The organism is Mesorhizobium sp. M1409 (genome assembly GCF_040317535.1).
Lineage (GTDB): Bacteria > Pseudomonadota > Alphaproteobacteria > Rhizobiales > Rhizobiaceae > Mesorhizobium.
Genome location: NZ_JAMYKV010000083.1, coordinates 1 through 18,951, shown reverse-complemented (window position 1 = coordinate 18,951; position 18,951 = coordinate 1). Strand labels below are relative to the sequence as shown.

Below are 18,951 nucleotides of genomic sequence, written 5' to 3'. Positions count from 1 at the left end.
CGCGGTGAAAAAGACGCCGAGCCGCCACCTGTCCGCCGCTCAGCGGCAAACAAACCCAGATCCGTCATGAATAAGACGGGCTAGCACCGATGACGGGATTGCAATGAGCTATTTCAGATGGGGGTTCTGAAAGGTATGAAGATCATTGAAATGGCAGGCTCAGGGCCGGCCAATTTTGCGGTATGTTGTTTGCCGACGTTGGTGCTGACGTGATCTCGATGGGGCGTCCGGCCACTGACGCCGGACCCAAGCTCGTGGGCGCTCTGCAGCCGAGGCAAGCGCTCGATCATATTGGATTTGAAGAAGCCAGGTGCGGTCGACATCCTCTTGCAACTGATCAAGCGTTGTGGAGCGACTCTGCCTAGATCCAGATATTTGCCTAACACGCTCCTTGCTGCAGGCGGCCGGACACGATGGAAACTACGTGGCCCTGTCTGGAGCGCTATGGGTGGCAAATCGCCAAGATATCCAGCGCAATTGATCCGCGTCTGGCTCCGCAAGTATGAGGAATGCGCCATTGATGAGGATGCGATCTCATCTAGGAATATGAGGCTTGGTTCGCTGCGCTTGAACGGCTCGTCGGCAAACAGGCTCTGAGCCGGAGTTCCTAACGGGGCTGTGAAAAACGCACCGCTGCCGAGAAGCGGGACTACGTCCGTGCGTCTCCGTCGCGAGGGATGCGCTCTGAGGGGCATTGCGCCTTCGACCCATTATGATCGCCCGGAGCGGCCGACTGACGACACGGCAATTGTCGAAGCCATGCTCGACGTCTGCGATGTATCGAAAGCTATGGCTTCCGTCGCGTTGGCGCAGCCTTGCGGCAGCAGGGCCTTATAGTCAATCACAAGAAGATCCGGCGCTTGATGCGCGAGTAGAACTGCAGCCGAAATCAGGCGTCGGTTCATCGACACGACTGACAGCGGTCACGGCTGGCCGATCGATCCTAACCTGGCCCGAGACTTTCTGCCGATCGGCCCGGGCCAGCTTTGAGTCGGCGACATCACCGATGTGGCTGCCGACGCGCTTCATCTACGTCGCCACCATCCTCGATGCCTGGCCACGCCTCGTCGTCGGCTACGCCATCGGCCGGTCCATCGACGCACGCCTGACTGCGGCGACCTTGCAAGCAGCTACTGCCTGCATCCACCACTCGGACCGCGGATCGCAATATGCGTCGGAGGCCTATCGACAAGTTCTGGCAGACGCCGACCTGCTAAGATCGATGGGGTCGCAACAGGGGAAGTCGATGAGGTGATCTGCCGCGAGCTGAAGATCTCGCGCAAGTTGGTGCGCAAGGTCCTGCGTTCTGAAGAGACGGAGTTCCACTACGGGCATCAGTCCTATCCGCGCATTAGTGCCTCGCGTGAGAAGCTGGATCGGCAGCTGCCGGCCAATGCAGCGAAGCCTGAGCGAGAGCTGCTGACGCTAATCCGCATCTTCGAAGAACTTCGCGGCCTCGGCTATGACGGCAGCTACAGCTCGGTTTGGCGGCACGCCCAGGTCTGGGAATCGGATCGCGGCTGCGACGCGGCTTTTGCCTTTATCCCGCTGAGATTTGCGCCTAGTGAGGCCCTCCAGTTCGACTGGAGCAACGAGATCGCCCTGTCGACGGCGTGACGATGACAGTTAAGGTGGCGCACCCGCGGCTTGTCACAGCCACATGCTCTTCGTGCGGGCCTATCCAGGCAGGTCGCAGGAGATGGGGTTCGACGACCATGATCGGGCGTTCAGCTTCTTCCGCAGTGCCTGCACGCGCGGCGTCCATTACGACATGAAGACGGCGGTGGACGATCTTCATCGGCAGTGATCGCCGCTATGACCGGCGCTTCCTGCAGATGTGTAGCACTACCTTGAGCCGCAAGCCTGCACGCCCGCCGCCGGCTGAGAGAAGGACAGGTCGAGAACCAGGTCGATCTTGTACGCGAGCGCTTCTTCAAGCCTCGGCTGCGCTTTCAAGACGCTCGAGGATTTGAACGGCTAGCTGGCCGACAAATGCGTCGCTTACGCCAAGGCGCGCCGGCATCCAGAGCGTGCCGGGCGCTTCGACGGCTTCCACTGCACCGTGGCTTCCGTGTCAGAAACTTGCACGGTACGCTGCGACAACAACAAATACTCGGTGCTGTCGCGCGCCGTCGGCCATCCGGTCGAGATCCATGTCTGTGCCGACCGGATCGTCATCCATCAGGACGGCACGGTCAGGGCGAACATACCCAATTTTGGACCCTTATGGCTGAGGCTAGGAGTTGCGCGATTTAGGCGTCAAGAGTGAAGCATCCGCTGTGGACCAAAGAGGGACAACATGCCTTAATTCGATCTGTTGCAAGTTCGCATCGCAGCGAAGATACGTCTGAGACTTTGCCTACGAGGCGTGCCTTTCGCTTCGAGCGATCTTGAGCCGGACGAAGTGGTCGCCGGCATGGTGCGAGGAGCGGGTCAGCGGGCTCGACGAGACCATGAGAAAGCCTTTCGTGTAGGCGACTGTCTCGTAGGACTTGAACTCCTCCGGCGTTACAAATTTTTCAACCTTGTGGTGCTTGCGTGTCGGTTGAAGGTATTGGCCAATTGTCAGGAAATCGACGTCGGCGACACGTAAGTCGTCCATCAGTTGGAGCACTTCATTCCGCTCTTCGCGCAGCCCCACCATGATGCCCGACTTAGTGAACATACTGGGGTCTAGCTCCTTAACACGTTGCAGCATCCGGACGGAGTGGAAATAGCGTGCGCCTGGACGCACTGCCAGGTAATTGCCCGGAACAGTCTCAAGGTTATGGTTGAAGACGTCCGGCTTGGCCGCTACCACGCGTTCCAAGGCGCCGGGCTTCTTGAGGAAGTCCGGCGTAAGGACTTCGATCGTGGTACGCGGCGACACAGCGCGGATCGCCCAGATCACCTTTTCGAAGTGCTCTGCACCACCGTCGACCAGGTCGTCACGGTCGACAGAAGTGATGACTGCGTGGGAAAGGCCCATCTGGCCGACCGCCTTGGCAACGTTCTCCGGCTCCGCCATGTCGAGTGCTTTCGGTTTGCCGGTCGCGACATTGCAAAAGGCGCAGGCACGTGTGCAAATGTCGCCCATAATCATAAACGTGGCGTGCTTCTTGTCCCAGCATTCGCCGATATTGGGGCAGCCTGCCTCTTCGCACACGGTGACGAGATTGTTGCTCCTGACGATGGACTCGGTCTCGAAATACCCGCGAGACGTCGGCGCCCGGACGCGTATCCAGTCAGGCTTGCGCTGGATCTCATTATCCGGCCTATGCGCCTTTTCCGGGTGGCGCGGCCGCGCGCCCTGTTCAACGGTGTTAATTATGGTGACCATTCGCTCTAACCGATCGTTCGATTGCTGAGTGAAATGACGTCAAGCCGCATAGCTCCCGCAGGGGCAACGGGAGACTCGTGGACCTGTCTGCTCGGGATCACAATCAGGACATCAGCGCAGCAGACGATACTTTTCATAGGATTACGCCCGCGGGACTAGATTAGCATACCCATCGGGCTCTCGATGTGGCGCTTGAAGGCAGCGAGCAGTTCTGCCCCGAGTGCGCCATCGACGCAGCGATGGTCGGTCGACAGTGTTACCGTCATCATGTTGGCAATCGCCAAGGCGCCGTTTTTTGCCACAGCACGCTGCTCAGCCCCCCCAACCGCCAGGATGGTCGCATGCGGCGGATTGATGACGGCCGCGAAATTCGAAACACCCATCATTCCCATGTTGGAAACCGCCGTCGTGCCCCCTTCGTATTCCTCAGGTCTCAACTTGCGCTCCTTGGCACGTTTGCCAAGGTCTTTCATCTCGTTCGAGATATCGAGCACACTCTTCTCGTCAGCGCAGCGTACGATCGGCGTGATTAGGCCACCCGCAACCGACACGGCGACCCCAACGTCAGCGTGCGCATGCCTGACCATTGCCTCATCGGTCCACGACACATTGGCGGCTGGAACGTCGCGCAAGGCCATCGCCCACGCCTTGACGACGATGTCGTTGACTGACAGCCTGTAAGCTGGCATATCATCTTCGCTTGGCGCTGCGGCATTTAGACGTGAACGTGCCGCTAGCAGCGCGTCAAGTTCACAATCCATCGAGACGTAGAAGTGCGGAATCGTCTGCTTGGCTTGGACAAGCCGCCTGGCGATGGTCTTGCGCATCTTATCGTGCTTTATCAATTCATAGGTGCCTTCCTTGAACAGGCTCAGCACGGCCTCAGTCGACGGAGCGGCCACCGCCCCCACTCCCACAGTCGAGGCGCGATCAACTCCACGGGAGATTACCGCAGCCTGTACCCGCGGAGGTGCTTCGGCGCCTTGCGCATTGGTGGGCGTCGTGTTCGGGTCAGCCTTTCCCGTGTCATGCATTTTCTTACTTTCTTGAATGGCATTCGGCGATCAAGATGGGACTTGGGACTTCGTGCCAGGCTTGGAAATCTTGGCAAACGCCGTCGCGGTGCTTGAAGTCCACCTTCGCCCCGGATTTCCCTTTCGGATCGGAGAAGGCCAAGGCATAAATCGGCATCTGCCCATCCTCATGATGCTCGCCTGTTTGGCAGTTTGAGCGCCAAGACGCGGTCAGCGGACGCTCTTCAACTTGGCCGAATAAGTGGTGACCGCGTTTTTGACAGACGATGAACAACGGTGCATACAGCCGGGCGAAGCCGATTCTCATGATCTCAGGCGCAGTTGGGTTTTCGACGAGCAGTGCTCTGCCTATGCCATCGTCAAAGCATCCTCGAACAGCTATTCCTTGCCGTGCTTAGAAAGAGCACGGCACGCCATCAGGCCTCTTTGATGCGACATATGATCGTCCCGACTTCCGTAGAGGAGCCCTCCTGAAGGCAAATCTCCTCTACAACGCCGGCAACTTCAGCCTCTATTTCGATCGTCGTCTTTTCTGACTCGATCTCAGCGAGAACTTGGCCAGGAACCACAGTCGTTCCTGCTGATACGTGCCACTTTGTAAGATCCACTTCAACCGTGGCCGCTCCCATCTTGGGTATCCGAACATCAATCATTAGAGTAACTCCATGCCGAAACGATAGCCTGTTCAAGTTGCTTTGGCGTAGGCAAAACCGCTGCTTCGAGGGCGGGGTTAAACGGCAACGGGATATCGGCACGCGTGATGCGCTTGATGGGCGCGCGCAAAGAACCGAAGGCATGCTCGCCTAGGACAGCACTCACTTCAGCCGCGTATCCACAAGTGCGATTTGTGTCGTCATAGATGACGACGCGCCCGGTCTTTCTAACACTCTTCAGCAAACCCTCTCGATCGAAGGGCAGGAGCGTCCTTGGATCCCACACCTCAACATTGATCCCGCGTTCTTTCGAGAGAGATTCGGCCACCGCAATTGCCTCAGGCACGAGATGCCCAACAGCTACAACCGTCACGTCTGTCCCAGATCGCTTCACCTCCCCTTGGCCGAAGGGCACGGTGTAAAGCTCTTCCGGCACCTCTCCCTTCTGGGGTAACGACATCGCCGATGCGATGAACACGACCGGATCATTTTCTCGGATAGCCTGGATCATGAGGCCTTTCGCATCATAGGCTGTGGAGGGGCACACTACCTTGAACCCTGCGTGAACAAGGTAGGGATACGGATTGTCAGAGTGCTGGCCTGCGTTGCTGCCTCGCGTACCCGAAACCATAATGGTGTAAGTGATTGGAAGATCCGCTTGACCGCCAAGCATAAGCCTCATCTTCGCCGATTGATTTACCAACTGGTCGAACGCCACATAGATTAGCGATGGCACCTGGAATTGGACAATGGGGCGAAGACCCGCCAAGGCCGCTCCCGTGGCAAACCCCGTAAACCCAGCCTCGGATATAGGTGTATCAATGACCCTTTCATCCCCAAACGCGGAATGCAGACCTTTGGTTTCGCCCCGCAGGGCGCCTCGAATGTCCTCTCCAATAATGAAGACGGATTCATCGGCAGCCATAACCTGATGGTAGGCTTCATTCATGGCTTGAAGATAGCGAAGTTGTCTCACAATTCTGCTCCGCGCGCTGGCGTATTCGGGTACGAAACGGCGTACATGTGTTCAAGCGCCTCAGAAACCTGCGGCTCAGGGCTCTGGCGAGCAAATTGCAATCCACGCGCAATCTCGTCATCAACCTTTTGGTTCAACTTGCTAATCTCTTCGCTCGTGCAGAGCCCACCTTCAATAAGGCGTGCTGCCCATAAATCGATTGGATCCCGACGTTTCCAATATTCAAGCTCTTCATTACTACGGTAGGTCACTTTCATATGACGTTCGCCGGAGTAGTGACCGAGATATCTATAGGTCTTGCACTCGATAAATGTTGGGCCCTCGCCCGATCGTGCGCGATCTACGGCCGACACAGCAGCTTCGAACACCGCGGCAACATCCATACCGTCAACGCTTACGCCCGGCATCCCGTAGGACTGCGCCCGTATGTATGGGTCCAAGATTGACACATCTCGTAGCGGGGTCGAGATGGCGTATTGGTTGTTTTCGCAAACAAAGATTACGGGCAGGCGCCAGATCGCCGCAAGGTTCATGGCCTCGTGGACGACGCCTTGGTTGATTGCGCCATCCCCAAAAAACGAAACGGCCACATTTCTCTCGCCGGCGAGCTTGAACTTGTGGGCAGCTCCGCATGCCATTGGCGCACCCGCACCAACTATCCCGTTGGCGCCATAAATGCCCAATCCAACATCGGCAATATGCATCGAGCCGCCGCGGCCGTGATTGTAGCCCGTGGATTTTGCGAGAAGTTCGGCGAACATTTTCCCAACATCGCCGCCTTTTGCTAGAATGTGACCATGGCCTCGGTGGGTACTCGTTAGTATGTCCGTCTTTGTCAACGCGCTGCAGACACCTACCGCCACGGCCTCTTGGCCGCAGTATTCATGACAGCTTCCTGGAATCTCGTTGTCATCCACCAGTGCTACGACTTTGCTGTCGAACTGTCGGATGCAAAACATGTCATGATACATTGTACGCGCCAGGTCAGGGGGGAGAATATTTGACATCAAGACCTCGCAATCATTCATTTTTGATTTCAGTCAGCAACCCGCCTGCGGCGGATCATCCGCTAGAAATGTTCTAGTTAGTACTCGTCGCCTTCGTATCACGCCTGACAGACGCCAAAGTCACTTCTGGCGCGCGTCAGCTGGATTCGGCATCAAGTGCCTCCGTGCGAGTTAGTGTCCTTTTAGAGAGCGCCAGCGATGGACTCAACGGCTGCAAGGCGGCAAAAAAGTCATCAGTCTCGTTAGTTTTTTGCCAGTTCAGCCCGGTGGCCTTGTTGGCGAGCTTGACCGCGGTGTTGACGCGAGGGGCCAAAGGCGTGTTGGCAGGTGGCTTTCTAGGCGTCTACGGACCGAGAAGACCTCACGCAATGTCAGATCTTCCTCCGAGCAGCGCGTGGGTGGCGCGGTCGTCCCCTGCCCGATCAATCTTCCCTGAGCGCAACGCGAGAGGATACGATAGGTGTTTAGTCCCGGCATTTGATGGACCGGATCGAGCTTGAATCTGAAATAGCCCCCGAATGACCCGGAAACGATCTCCATCTTGATAAGGGATAGGAGTAATGTCGTGTCTATGACTGGTAGCCTTCCGAAGATAGAGATCCTGGACGGCCGTGAGCGACGGCGGCGGTGGACGACGGCGGAGAAGCTGTCGATGGTCGAAGAGACCTACGCGCCGGACGTGACGGTGAGCCTTGTCGCCCGGCGCAACGGGGTTCAGCCCAACCAGCTCTTCCACTGGCGCAAGCTTGCTTCGCAAGGTGCGTTGACGGCGACGAGCGCCGAAGGCGAAGTCGTTGCGGCTTCGGAGTATCGGGCTCTGCAGAACCAGGTGCGCGAACTGCAGCGGTTGCTTGGCAAGAAGACCATCGAAGCTGAGATTCTCAAGGACGCTCTTGAGGTGGCGGCGGGCTCAAAAAAACAGATATTGCGGTCGCTGTCGTGGCCGAAGGACGGTTCCCGATGAAGGCGGTGTGCGAGACGATTGGTGTTGCCCGCTCCAACATCGCCGAGCGTTCCAAGGGAAGCGAACGGGCGAGAATTGGCCGTCCTCCCGAGCCCGATGGCGAACTGGTCGCCGAGATCGAAACAGTCATCAAGGATTTGCCGACCTACGGCTACCGCCGCGTTCATGCCGTGCTGCGCAGAACGGCTCGCGCAGCGGGAACGCCGGCGCCCAACCACAAGCGGGTCTACCGGATCATGAAGTTGCACTGCTTGCTTCTCAATCGGCACGCCGGAGGGTTTGAAGAACGCCGCCATGACGGGCGGGTCGCCGTCGACCGCTCGAACCTGCGCTGGTGTTCCGACGGCTTCGAGATCGGCTGCGACAATGGTGAGAAGGTGCGCGTCGCTTTCGCGCTCGACTGTTGTGATCGCGAGGCCATCGCCCATGTCGCCACCACCGAGGGCATCAAGGGCGAGGATGTGCGCGACCTCATCATCACCGCCGTCGAAAGCCGCTTCGGCCATGTCAACCGGCTGCCCGACACGATCGAGTGGCTGAGCGACAACGGCTCCGGCTACATCGCCCACGAGACCAGGGCGATGGCGCGTGACATCGGCCTGGAGCCCAGAACGACGCCGGTCCGGAGGGTGAGGTAGTGGGCGAAGTTCACATGCTCGAACTCATCAGTCCACTCCGGCCGCACGTTTGTTCGAAAGAGCACAAAGGGGGCAGGCAGGTGACCAGTCCAAGGGGCCGGCGGATCATATGTTTCCACCATGTTTAACGTTTAACGCTCCTTTATTGACGCTGACGCCCACAAGTGCAGTCACAAGCCCATCGGCGCAGTTGCGGCCCAGACTCCCCTTTCTGCGCACCAGACGGCGACAGACGCTGGATCTTGGACGTGTCTTCCCAGTTACGAACAAAGCGATCATCACGATAAGTCCGATCCACTCGAAGCTTGCCAGCGACATGCGATCTTGGCGGCCCCAAGAGGTTGACCATGTGTGCCAAGGCAGCGGTCCATGGGATCGGCGGATCATATGTTTTGGCCATGCTCCGCGTTCCTTTCACTGACATGGCTGGCGATGCAGCCACACGCCGGTCGGCCAGAGGTTCAGACTCCCCTTTCGCGCATGAGTTGGCGACTGATGATGTGGCGCTGGATTTCCGACGTGCCTTCCCAGATTCGATCAAACCGAGCATCACGATAAATCCGTTCCAGTGGGAGATCGGCCATTAGGCCCATGCCGCCGCAGGTCTGGATTGCCTGGTCGGCAACGCGTCCCAACATCTCGGAGCAGAAGAGCTTCGCCATAGCACAATCCTCGACAATGCTCGGAAAGTTCTGATCGACCCTCCACGCAGTGTTTATCAAGAGAAGGTTGCCGAGCCGGAGGTCGACCGCCATGTCAGCCAGGGGAAAAGCTATCCCCTGGAACTTGCCGATTGACTGCCCGAACTGCTTTCGCTGCGCGGCGTGATCGACCGCGATCTCAAAGGCGCGCTCCGCGCGTGCTTGACAGACTGCTGCGATGGCCCGCCATGACCGGATCGAGAAAATGAGCGGCCTGCTGCCCCTCGCATGCGGCTAGAATAGTGCAGGGTCGGCGGACGCATTCAGCCAGGGCCAGCGAAGCTCGAGAAAGCCCTTTTGTCACAAGCATCAACGAGACACAGTCGAGCCCCGCCCCGCCCACGCTCTCCGGCATGTTGCAGGCATGGAGACCTAAACCGATCGCCTTTCGACGGATATCGAGCTCCAACTCTCGCGGGAGTTCGTTGGTCTGTTCCAGAAGCCTTTCTTGTGGGATCAGCTCCTTCTCACAGAATTCGCGCGCTGTGTTTTGGAGCAGTTCCAATTCCGTGGTCAGCTTGAAATCCATCAGTCAGCACCTTGTTATTTCGGCAGCACAGATACAAAGAACGTTTTGATGGTACCAAGATTGATCTCGCGGTCACCGCTGGTCAAAAACAAACTCGTCCAAGACACGCTGGCTGGACTGCAAGTTCGCAGTCGGGATCGTTCATGCACTCCTATCGCGAATTAGTTGGCGACTGACGATGTGACGCTGAATCTCCGAAGTACCCTCCCAGATACGCTCACGTGGAACTTCGCCCGCCTTCTCAACTAGCGCTTCGTGCGGCATCAATTCTTTTTCGCAAAACACTTTCGCGGTCTCGCAATCAAGGCTTTTTCGGCTGTATGGCGAGGCCTAAAGGCCTTCCCTAACCAAGACAGGGGTAATATTCAGCAGCAAAGACTCTACGCGCGATGTACGCCTAGATTCGCGCGGTCACCTCTCCAATCGGATATGAGGGATCAACAGAATACGTCCAGCTCAGCCCCAAAGCCTGGCGCTATCGCCCTTTCCACACGGGCTTTCGCTTTTCAGCAAATGCTAGCAGGCCTTCGCGCTGGTCCTCGGAGTTGAATACCCTCTGAACTATCGGCAGCTGCTTCAACCGATCTTCGTCCGCTTGTCTGTCAAATGTCTGAAAGATGATTTCCTTCGTCGCCGCTAACGCAAGTGGCCCGTTTTCGAGCAGAGATTCAGCCAGTTTCAATGATTCCTCAAGGGCTTTTCCGGGCTCTGTAAGAGAATTGACAATCCCGAAGCGCTCAAAGTATGCGGCCTCCTTGAATTCTCCAGTAAGACCGAGTTCCATCGCCAAGTGATACGGCATGCGCTGTGGCAGGCGCACGAGCGCGTTGGTCGCCAGCAAGTTATGGCGGACTTCCGGCAGACCAAACTTGGCGTCCCGCGCTGCCACGATCATGTCGCATGCCAAAGCTGTCTCGAACCCTCCAGCTACAGCATATCCTTCAACGGCTGCGATCAATGGCTTGCGAGGTGGACGCCCGAGGATGCCGAAATCGCCGCGAGCAAGAGAGGGAGGAAGACCATCCCTTGCCGCTGCTTTAAGATCCATTCCAGACGAGAAATTGCCCCCGGCGCCGGTGAGAACACCAACAAATAGGTCCTCTTCGCCATCAAGGAGATCCATCGCGGCTTGCATCGCTGTGGCCGTGTCAATGTCGAACGCATTCCTTACTTGAGGACGGTTGATCGTCACCAGCAAGATATGACCCCGGCGCTCCGTAAGAACTGAACTAGACTCTTGCCCCAATTTATTCTCCTGAATCCACCTAAAGCACCTGGTCGTCTACCGACGTCGACGTCTGGATGTTCCACTGCAATAACGTCTGCGCCAAGGTCGGCCAGCGGCATGCCGCAAAATGGGCCAGGGCTGATCCCTGCCATTTCTACGATCTTCACCCCTTTTGACAGCGCCGATCGCACGATCTTCCCTATCTGATCGGACATCAGCCAGCCAATCCACCGCCTATCCAGTCGGATACGTTGGCAAGAAGCGCGCTCCGCCTTCCGCCTTACCTAGCGACAATGAGCCCAGCTGAAAAACCGAAATAAAGTCATTTGACAGGTTACTTTTTTTCGCGACCTGCGGCCCCGCCGGTTTGATAGCGTGGACCTTAACCGGCAGACAATTCGTCATTAATGCTGTCCAGCAAACGGGGTGATCAACGCCGGTTTGACGAGCTAGTGCTCCGCAGTCGTCGCAGAAGCGTAGGAGCGACCTTTTCAACAAACTGCGCATGGGAGGAAACTGAAATGAACGAATGGGATAGAGTACTAGCTTTTAATCCGGCCCTGGACCGGAGGCGGTTGCTAAAGTCCGCAGCGGCTGTCGGAGCTCTTGCAATCGGTTCGGCAGCTGGCATCGTTCCGTCGCTTGCGGGGGACATGAGCCCGAAGAAGGGCGGGCATTTCAAGATTGGCGTTGGCTTCGGCGCTACCACGGACACGCTCGATCCTGCTACTTACCAAGGCTTCATGATGCTTTTCGGGCACAGTTTACACGGTTATCTCGTGGAGATTGACGCGAACGGCAACCTGGTAGGCGAACTTGCAGAGTCCTGGGAACCCTCGAAAGACGCCAAAACCTGGACCTTCAAGCTTCGAAAGGGCGTCGAGTTCCACAATGGGAAGACCCTGGACGCCAACGATGTTATTGCCTCGATCAACCACCATCGTGGTGAACAATCCAAATCGGCGGCGAAAAGCATCGTGGACCCAATCGAGGATATCCGCGCCGACGGTCCAACAACGGTTATGATCGTTCTCAAAGAAGGCAACGCAGATTTTCCATTCGCCTTCGAGGACTCTCATATACCCATTTTGCCTGCGAAAGACGGAAAGGCCGACATCTCCGGCGTTGGCGCTGGAGGGTATGTACTTGACGCGTTCGACCCGGGTGTCAAAGCGATTTCCAAACGATTTGCGAACTACTGGAAGCCGAATGCAGCTTGGTTCGACTCATTCGAGGCCCTTGGCATACAAGACGTTACCGCGCGAACCAACGCGCTGATCACTGGCCAGATCCATGCCATGGACCAATGCGATCTGAAGACCATTCATCTTCTGGAGCGGAACAAGAGCCTGGAGATTGTATCGGTCAGCAGCACTCAGCACTATTGTATGCCGATGCTTGTAGATGTTCCACCGTTCGACAACGTGGATGTGCGGCTGGCTCTAAAATACGCGATCGACAGGCAGCAGCTTCTTGACACCGTGCTGAGCGGGTATGGGAAGCTCGGCAACGACCACCCGATTTCGCCAACAAACCGGTTTTTCGCCAAGGATCTACCTCAACGCGCATTCGATCCGGACAAGGCAAAGTTCCACTTGAAGAAGGCTGGCCTTTCAGACTTGAAAGTAAGCTTGTCTACTTCTGAAGCTGGATTTGCAGGCGCTGTCGACGCCGCCGTACTCTATCAGCAGAACGCCGCCAAGGCCGGAATAACCATCGACGTTGTCCGGGAGCCAAGCGACGGCTATTGGGATACCGTCTGGAGGAAGAAGCCCTGGATGATGGGGTTGTGGTATGGCAGACCTACTGCGGACTGGATGTTCTCGCAGGTTTACGCGGCTGACGCGCCGTGGAACGAAACGCGATGGAAAAATCCCCGCTTCAACGAACTCTTGGTTGCTGCCCGATCTGAGCTGGATGATTCAAAGCGGTCGAAGATGTATGGGGAGATGCAGGCCCTCTGCAGAGACGATGGCGGCACGGTCATTCCGGTGTTCGCAAACTACGTGAGTGCGCTTTCCACCAAAGTCGGCCACAGCAAGATCGCGTCCAACTGGAATCTGGACGGTTTACGCTGCGCCGAACGCTGGTGGTTCGCGGAAGCTTGACTTGTTACGTTTGGCGCGATCCAGAATTGTCGCCAGTTGAAATATGGGTGCCATTTGAAAGCGTGCCATTCGGTCCGGACCAATTTTGTGTAGTAAGCCCTGACGCCCTCGCCGGACCGAATGGCTGCGCGGTTTGCCTAAGAGCGCAGCTTAACAATCTGCCGACTAGTTCGAGCTGCACCGTTCGGCACGGTCGTCTCGTGGATTGTGTAGCTCGACGATGGGAGCGCGTTCTCAACGGCACTTGGCATGCAGACGGTGATGGCAACCATCAGGTTCTTCGGTGGGGCAGAGCCGCCGACACAACTTGGACCGAAGAGTGTCAGAAACTGCAAGCTGCTCAACCAAGCTTGATGGTCGACGACAAATGCTCCTGCTCGTCAGTGCTATTTCCACAGGGTTCTACGCTCGCCATGCCAATTCATAAAAATGATGACTTGCCGCGGAGCTTTGTCGCGGTAGCCGAATTAGAAAACTTTAACCGCGCCGCAGCCGCGCTAGGGTGCAAGCAACCGTCTATCAGCAGGCGGCTAAAGAATCTCGAAGAGATGGCCGGCACCGAATTGTTCAAGAGAGGTGCCCGAGCGTGATCTTGACGTGCCAGGAAATGAACTTCTCAGATCCGCGCGGCGAATTCTTGACCTTCTTCACAAAACTGAAAAATTGCTACGCGGCCCGCCGATGACAGGGCGCATCCGCATCGGAATCCCTGAGGAATACGGCGTCTGATCTCCGGCACGCCCTTCGCGCGTTCGGAGATCTATTCCCAGATGTTGAGACCACCGTTCAGTTTGCGATGACCGGAGCGCTGCAACAGGCTCTGGACCAGGGTGACCTGGACTTGGCATTGATGGTCTCGCAAGAGAAAAAGCCGAGTGGAGAGATCCTGTTGGCTGACCCGCTGGTATGGTCAACTTCGATGCTTCACAATGCGCACCAACAATCTCCCGTTCCGGTGGCGATTTGTGAGACTTCAAATTCGAGCTCTGACCTTGTTCTCCGCTCTCTCGAAACGAGCGGGCGTGCTTATCGCATAGCCTATGTCAGCGGCAGCCGCGCCGGCCTGAAGCTCGCAGTGACCTCAGGCCTCGCGATCGCGCCGCTGTACCGGAGCGATGTTCCCCCCGGATGCCGGGAGTTGACCGTAGTAGACGGTTTCGTGTACCACTCCATGAGGTCGGGCTCCGAACTTAGCGCTGTTGTCTGTCATGTGTGTTACACCCACTTGAAACCTAAGCAGTGGACGATTTTGCTGATGTTCTCTCGATCTTTAGGCTACGCGCGGCGGGACCGGTTCTTCATCGCATAGGCTACGATTAGCCTTCGCCTTCCCCAGTGGTAGAGTGCAACCCTCAAAAGTCGCAAACCCTGGTGAAGCGTCAAGCTACAAGTTGTGCAGCGCCGACGCCCATCCTATCGAAACCAGACGGCCGTCTTGATCCTTGGCCCACATCTCCAGATGCGTCCTTATCGCGCCCTCCTCGGCAACTTGAGATGCGACTTTTCCAGAGACAATTAGCGTTGAGTCGCAGTACACCGGAGCAACGAACTTGGCTTTCAGCCGACCTGAAGTGAACCAAGAGGCACCAAAGAAATCTGTACAGACTTCGGAGAAATATCCTGCAGACTGCAAGCCTTGCGCAATCGTATTGTCAAGTCCGGACTTTCGAGCGATCTCAATGTCATTATGCAAATTCCGGTCGTGCTCGCCAACGAAGGCATAGACCGAAATCTGCGCCTGCGACAGCGTTTTGACTTTGGAGAGGATCGGCGTTCCCGGCGCAATGGCAGGTACTGCCTTGTCAACTGGTCTAGCGCCGTTCGTCTCGGCAACGACCTTATCGTCGGGCGGCGGCGCACTCGACCGGCCGATAATCAATCCCGGGGCGACCCGCATTATCTCGCTGCTCCGGTGCGAGACCAGCAGATTACCTTGGCGGTCCCGAGCCTCTGCCTCTAGAATCAAATAACCATTGCCGCGGCGCACGTACTTGTCGACGAAGCGCCCGGTGATCGTCACGGTCTCCCCAACCGGCACCGGAGCGTGGAAGAAGAGCTCCTCACTAGTGTGCAGGCCATCTAGGGTCGTTCGGTCGTACTGCGCATAATAGACCGTATACAGATCGTTAGCCAGCAAGGCAGCATGGCCAATCGGAGCGCCGAATGGAGAAGTACCAAAATGCCAGGACCTGTAGTCGTCTTCGCAAAACGCATATTGCTTGACTATGCTCGTGTTCACCTCGATTTCGATAGGACCGACTTCATCTGGGATATTGATATTTTCGAACGTAGCCGCTTTCCTTCCGCTCCAACGGTTATATATTGTCCTTCGGTCGCGGGAAACTGCCTCGGTCTCACTCATTTCCTTACCTCCCTTTTTGCAATCACGCGGCCTTACTGCGGAGACCCAGAACTAAGTTCCGGATCATGCTCTTGGATTGCCTCAATGCATCAAGAAGGAACCTGGCTCGCTCACCTCGGCGTTCCGCTTGCATCCACTTGAATACCTTCACAGACGTCACCGATATGCCGTAAGCCGGCGACGCTTGAGACACGGACTGCGCGCGACCCTGCGGACGATGCCGATTGTTGCGAACGATCAGGAAACCATACCCTCCGTTCAAACGCCCGCATGGGGCTGCTTAGGGTGACCGAAACAACATCCTGCCAACCACAAATTTCGGCACCGTCGCACCTCGCTACGATAGTCGCCCTGAGCGACCACACAGCTATTTGGAACCGCACCCTCGTGAACGGCGGTAGGCTGGCCTCCTCGTCATAATTCCCCGCAAAGTCGCATCACTGCGTCGACCGCCACCGCGCCTTGACCCTGCTGGCGCACAATTAGTGGGTTGATTTCAGCTTCGATAAGGTTTTCCCGGTTCGCGATAGCAAAACGGCCAAAATCGTGGATGGCATCGATTGCCGCCTCAACATCACCCTTTGGTCGTCCGCGCCAACCGTCCAGGAGCGCAAACAGCTTTAGGCTACGCAAAGCCTCGGCAATCGTCTCGCGCGAGGCAGGCAACAAGAGCGTCTTCGTGTCTCTGAAAAGTTCAGCTTCTGTGCCGCCGGTCCCGATTACCAGAGCAAGTCCGATGGTGTCTACGCGCCTTACTCCAACGAGCAATTCGCCTACTCCATCCTTGACCATCTCTTCGACAAGAAAGCTTCTGATTGAAAGCTCAGGGGCAGCGTTTGCCAGCCTATCCGCCATGTTTCGCACGGCCTTCCGCGCTTCTTCGGGGGTTCCAAGGCGTAGTGCAACCGCTCCGATCTCGCTCTTGTGGGAGAGTTCGTTGCTCAGTGCTTTGACCACTACAGGATACGCAAGCCCATCAAGATTGGCGATCTGATCAGGCTCCATGACAATGCCGAGAGGCACGGATAGCCCGGCCTTAGAAAGTTCCGACTTTGCAGCGGCTTCATCGAGAGAGTATGCTTGGCCCGTGTTCGCCGTTTGCACCGGCAGAAGGATTTCCTGGTCAGCGCGCTCGGCAAGCTCGGCCGCAAGTTCGGAGAAACGCACAGCGTTCGCGACAGCACGAAACCCGTCCTCGAGACCGCTCAGCGCTGCCACGCCGCAAGCTAGTATTTGGTCGCGATCGGCTGTCGGCATGGGTTCCGGCAACGTATTGATAAACGCAGCAGGCATGCCCCGCTCCGATGCCGCTTGGGCGAACGCCGTGGCCGATCGCGTCCAGCTGTCCCGCTCGGAAATCCCTGGAGGCGGAAAACACATGACCTGCACCGCCAGGTCCGGTTCATCCGACAAGTAGGCTCTGAACAGACTGAGTTGCTCGCCAAACTCCGCGCCTTGAGCTGAGGATATGTCGAGTGGATTGGTAGGATGAACGAACGGCGGCAAGTGATTGTGCAGCTCTTCAGATGCGCCCGAGGACGGGGCCGGCATGATCAGCCCATTTGCCTCTGCGTGGTCAGATCCGAGAACAGCATATGATCCGGAACTCGTCGTAAATGCCGTCCGCCAACCTTTGGGCCTTGGCGTGGATAACAACATCTTCAAGGTTTCCAGAGCCTCGCTGGGCGTTCTCACTTCAATGAAGCCGAGCCGACGAAACAGTGCCGACGCGACACTCTCGTCCCCCGCCAGCGAGGCAGTGTGCGATTGGGTGGCGCGCTTGCCGGCGCTTGTCCGCCCCCCCTTAATCACAACGACGGGGATGCCTTTCCGCGCGGCCTTCAGACCTGCCCTCGCGAGCCCAGCAGCGTCTGCGATCCCCTCCATATACAGATTGATGGCCCGCACACGATCATCGTCAAGCACGACATCCATGAAGTCGGCGGCCGTGACCATGGCCTGATTGCCCAGTCCAACAGCATACGCCAACGGTATCGCCCTGTCCGACCAGGCAATGTCACAGATATAAGATCCGCCGTTGCTAATAACTGCAACAGCGCCGTCAGTGCCCTGAGCACCGATCTCAAACATCATGAACGCGGATCTGTCTGCGAAGTTGGCAACGCCTGGACAGTTTGGTCCGATCAAAGGCATGTCGCCCGCGGCTCTCACCAAATTGCGCTGAGAAACCTCGCCGCCTTGCATTTCCGAGAAACCGGATGAGTTGCAGACAGCGCCAGCTACACCGAGTTGCGACAGGTCGCGAACAACATCGATCACGTTCTCTCTTGGCACCGCGACATAGGCCATGTCGGGTACGGTGGGTAGCTCTGTTACGCTAGAGTAGCAAGGAATACCGGCCAGTTCACTACGGCGTGGGTTGACCACATAAATCTGGCCACGAAAGCCCCGCTGGCGACAATATTCGATCGCAGGTATGTTGGAAGCCCCACCCAGGAATACCGCGCTTTGCGGTGTCAGCATGCGCTTCAGACGCTCCTGCCGTGTTCCATTCGCTCGCTGATCCATTTAACCCCTCCGAAGGTATCCGCACCTCTGGAATCCGTTATAGACCGTCAACCGGGATCACAATTCGAATTAAAATCACTGCGCGGATGAGTTTTTCGCGTAACTGTTTAAAATCACTGCGCGGATGAGTTTTTCGCGTAACTGTCAACCCGAGTTGCGTGCCGGCGTATCGCAGAGGCGGCACATGTGTAAGCGGTTGATTGGCGCAGGTCTCATGGCACCTTAGGCCCCCTCCCCAAAATGAGGAACCGAAGGAGCGGTTGAATAGCTAGGCTCTCTCACAGGACGTCTGCCCAACCGCCCCTTCCATAGAGGCTTTCGCTTCCCGGCGAATGCTCGCAGGCCCTGTTGTTGATCTTCAAAACTGAATTCGTTCCGAACGATCGGCACCTGTTTCAGCCGATCTTCGCCCGCCTGTCCATCAAGCAGCTGAAGGATGAAGGATAACCTCCTTGCTGGCAGCCTAGCGCAATGGGATCCGCTTTCGAGCAGCGGTCTACGATGCACACCGAGCAAAGGAAATCGAGTGCGTTCATCGTGCCAATCGGGCGAGCAAGAATCCGGGATATGCATATTCGGCGATCAGACCGCGCATAGCGAACGAGGTAGTGATCTTCGCCCCTTCGGCATATAGCGAAAATTTCCAGCCGAAGCCGACCTTTAAACGCAAACGATTCTGGTTCACCTTAGCGTATCGACTATCTTAGAGCTCGGCTCGGTCTTTTCAATACGCGAATCACTCGAATACCTTATACTCAATTTTGTGCAGCACGTACTTCACGCAATGGCATTGGTTATACACTGACCCTGCATGGACTGCTGCCCGCGGCCAGACGCCGAGGGCAGCTGTCATTTGGTGGATTAGAGTCCTTCGTAACGGGCGTTAGACTCCTTCAACGCCGC

Annotated in this window: 14 protein-coding genes and 5 pseudogenes; 8 read left to right on the top strand and 11 right to left on the bottom strand. The window is 57.0% G+C overall.

Annotated features, from left to right (window positions below; genetic code table 11):
• The first annotated feature begins 182 nt into the window (after positions 1-182).
• The 4 genes and pseudogenes from NKG99_RS36105 to istA all read left to right on the top strand — a co-directional run.
• The gene (locus NKG99_RS36105) at positions 183-365 is read left to right on the top strand and encodes a hypothetical protein (RefSeq protein ID WP_502913109.1); all 183 of its coding nucleotides are present in this window, start codon (positions 183-185) and stop codon (positions 363-365) included.
• Positions 366-770: 405 nt separating this feature from the next.
• On the top strand, positions 771-875 hold the full coding sequence (locus NKG99_RS33680) for an IS3 family transposase (RefSeq protein WP_352873684.1): 105 nt from the start codon (positions 771-773) through the stop codon (positions 873-875).
• Positions 876-1,006: 131 nt separating this feature from the next.
• A pseudogene (locus NKG99_RS33675) lies at positions 1,007-1,231 on the top strand (DDE-type integrase/transposase/recombinase); the annotation flags it as partial.
• Between the two features lie 23 nt (positions 1,232-1,254).
• A pseudogene (gene istA, locus NKG99_RS36100) lies at positions 1,255-2,203 on the top strand (IS21 family transposase); the annotation flags it as partial.
• 156 nt (positions 2,204-2,359) lie between these two features.
• On the opposite strand, the gene lipA reads toward istA, so the two are convergent.
• The 6 genes and pseudogenes from lipA to NKG99_RS33635 form a co-directional block, all read right to left on the bottom strand.
• Positions 2,360-3,319 carry a lipoyl synthase gene (lipA, locus tag NKG99_RS33660; protein WP_352826148.1) on the bottom strand — a complete coding sequence of 320 codons (960 nt, stop codon included), beginning with the start codon at positions 3,317-3,319 and terminating at the stop codon, positions 2,360-2,362.
• 155 nt (positions 3,320-3,474) lie between these two features.
• Positions 3,475-4,227 (bottom strand): annotated as a pseudogene (locus tag NKG99_RS33655) (2-oxo acid dehydrogenase subunit E2); the annotation flags it as partial.
• A gap of 130 nt (positions 4,228-4,357) precedes the next feature.
• Complete coding sequence (locus tag NKG99_RS33650) at positions 4,358-4,660, bottom strand: hypothetical protein (protein ID WP_352873676.1); 303 nt, start codon at positions 4,658-4,660, stop codon at positions 4,358-4,360.
• 109 nt (positions 4,661-4,769) lie between these two features.
• Positions 4,770-5,006 carry a biotin/lipoyl-containing protein gene (locus NKG99_RS33645; protein WP_352826147.1) on the bottom strand — a complete coding sequence of 79 codons (237 nt, stop codon included), beginning with the start codon at positions 5,004-5,006 and terminating at the stop codon, positions 4,770-4,772.
• Entirely contained in the window at positions 4,999-5,982 is a 984-nt protein-coding gene (locus NKG99_RS33640) for an alpha-ketoacid dehydrogenase subunit beta (RefSeq protein WP_352826145.1), read from the bottom strand. The genes NKG99_RS33645 and NKG99_RS33640 overlap by 8 nt, the downstream gene beginning before the upstream one ends.
• Complete coding sequence (locus NKG99_RS33635) at positions 5,979-6,989, bottom strand: thiamine pyrophosphate-dependent dehydrogenase E1 component subunit alpha (protein WP_352873675.1); 1,011 nt, start codon at positions 6,987-6,989, stop codon at positions 5,979-5,981. Before NKG99_RS33635 ends, NKG99_RS33640 begins: the two co-directional genes overlap by 4 nt.
• Before the next feature lie 571 nt (positions 6,990-7,560).
• Between NKG99_RS33635 and NKG99_RS33630 the strand changes: the two are divergent.
• Positions 7,561-8,579, top strand: a pseudogene (locus NKG99_RS33630) (IS3 family transposase); the annotation flags it as partial.
• Between the two features lie 473 nt (positions 8,580-9,052).
• Here NKG99_RS33630 and NKG99_RS33625 read toward each other — a convergent pair.
• The 3 genes and pseudogenes from NKG99_RS33625 to NKG99_RS33615 all read right to left on the bottom strand — a co-directional run bounded on the left by NKG99_RS33625 (position 9,053) and on the right by NKG99_RS33615 (position 11,264).
• Positions 9,053-9,821 (bottom strand): annotated as a pseudogene (locus NKG99_RS33625) (acyl-CoA dehydrogenase family protein).
• Positions 9,822-10,296: 475 nt separating this feature from the next.
• Positions 10,297-11,067 (bottom strand): crotonase/enoyl-CoA hydratase family protein, encoded by a 771-nt coding sequence (locus tag NKG99_RS33620; protein WP_352826141.1) that lies wholly within the window; start codon positions 11,065-11,067, stop codon positions 10,297-10,299.
• Positions 11,010-11,264, bottom strand: coding sequence for a CoA transferase (locus tag NKG99_RS33615; protein ID WP_352826139.1), 255 nt, complete (start codon positions 11,262-11,264; stop codon positions 11,010-11,012). The genes NKG99_RS33620 and NKG99_RS33615 overlap by 58 nt, the downstream gene beginning before the upstream one ends.
• Before the next feature lie 306 nt (positions 11,265-11,570).
• On the opposite strand from NKG99_RS33615, the gene NKG99_RS33610 reads away from it, so the two are divergent.
• The 3 genes from NKG99_RS33610 to NKG99_RS33600 all read left to right on the top strand — a co-directional run bounded on the left by NKG99_RS33610 (position 11,571) and on the right by NKG99_RS33600 (position 14,466).
• Positions 11,571-13,157: an ABC transporter substrate-binding protein gene (locus NKG99_RS33610; protein ID WP_352826138.1), complete on the top strand. Its 1,587-nt coding sequence runs from the start codon at positions 11,571-11,573 to the stop codon at positions 13,155-13,157.
• A 353-nt stretch (positions 13,158-13,510) separates the two neighbouring features.
• Positions 13,511-13,747 carry a helix-turn-helix domain-containing protein gene (locus NKG99_RS33605; protein WP_352826136.1) on the top strand — a complete coding sequence of 79 codons (237 nt, stop codon included), beginning with the start codon at positions 13,511-13,513 and terminating at the stop codon, positions 13,745-13,747.
• 119 nt (positions 13,748-13,866) lie between these two features.
• Entirely contained in the window at positions 13,867-14,466 is a 600-nt protein-coding gene (locus NKG99_RS33600; protein WP_352873682.1) for a LysR substrate-binding domain-containing protein, read from the top strand.
• A gap of 75 nt (positions 14,467-14,541) precedes the next feature.
• On the opposite strand, the gene NKG99_RS33595 is transcribed toward NKG99_RS33600, so the two are convergent.
• Together NKG99_RS33595 and NKG99_RS33590 are read right to left on the bottom strand one after the other, a co-directional pair.
• Positions 14,542-15,519, bottom strand: coding sequence for a MaoC/PaaZ C-terminal domain-containing protein (locus tag NKG99_RS33595; RefSeq protein ID WP_352826134.1), 978 nt, complete (start codon positions 15,517-15,519; stop codon positions 14,542-14,544).
• Between the two features lie 414 nt (positions 15,520-15,933).
• Positions 15,934-18,048 (bottom strand): acetate--CoA ligase family protein, encoded by a 2,115-nt coding sequence (locus NKG99_RS33590; protein WP_352873674.1) that lies wholly within the window; start codon positions 18,046-18,048, stop codon positions 15,934-15,936.
• Positions 18,049-18,951: the final 903 nt, after the last annotated feature.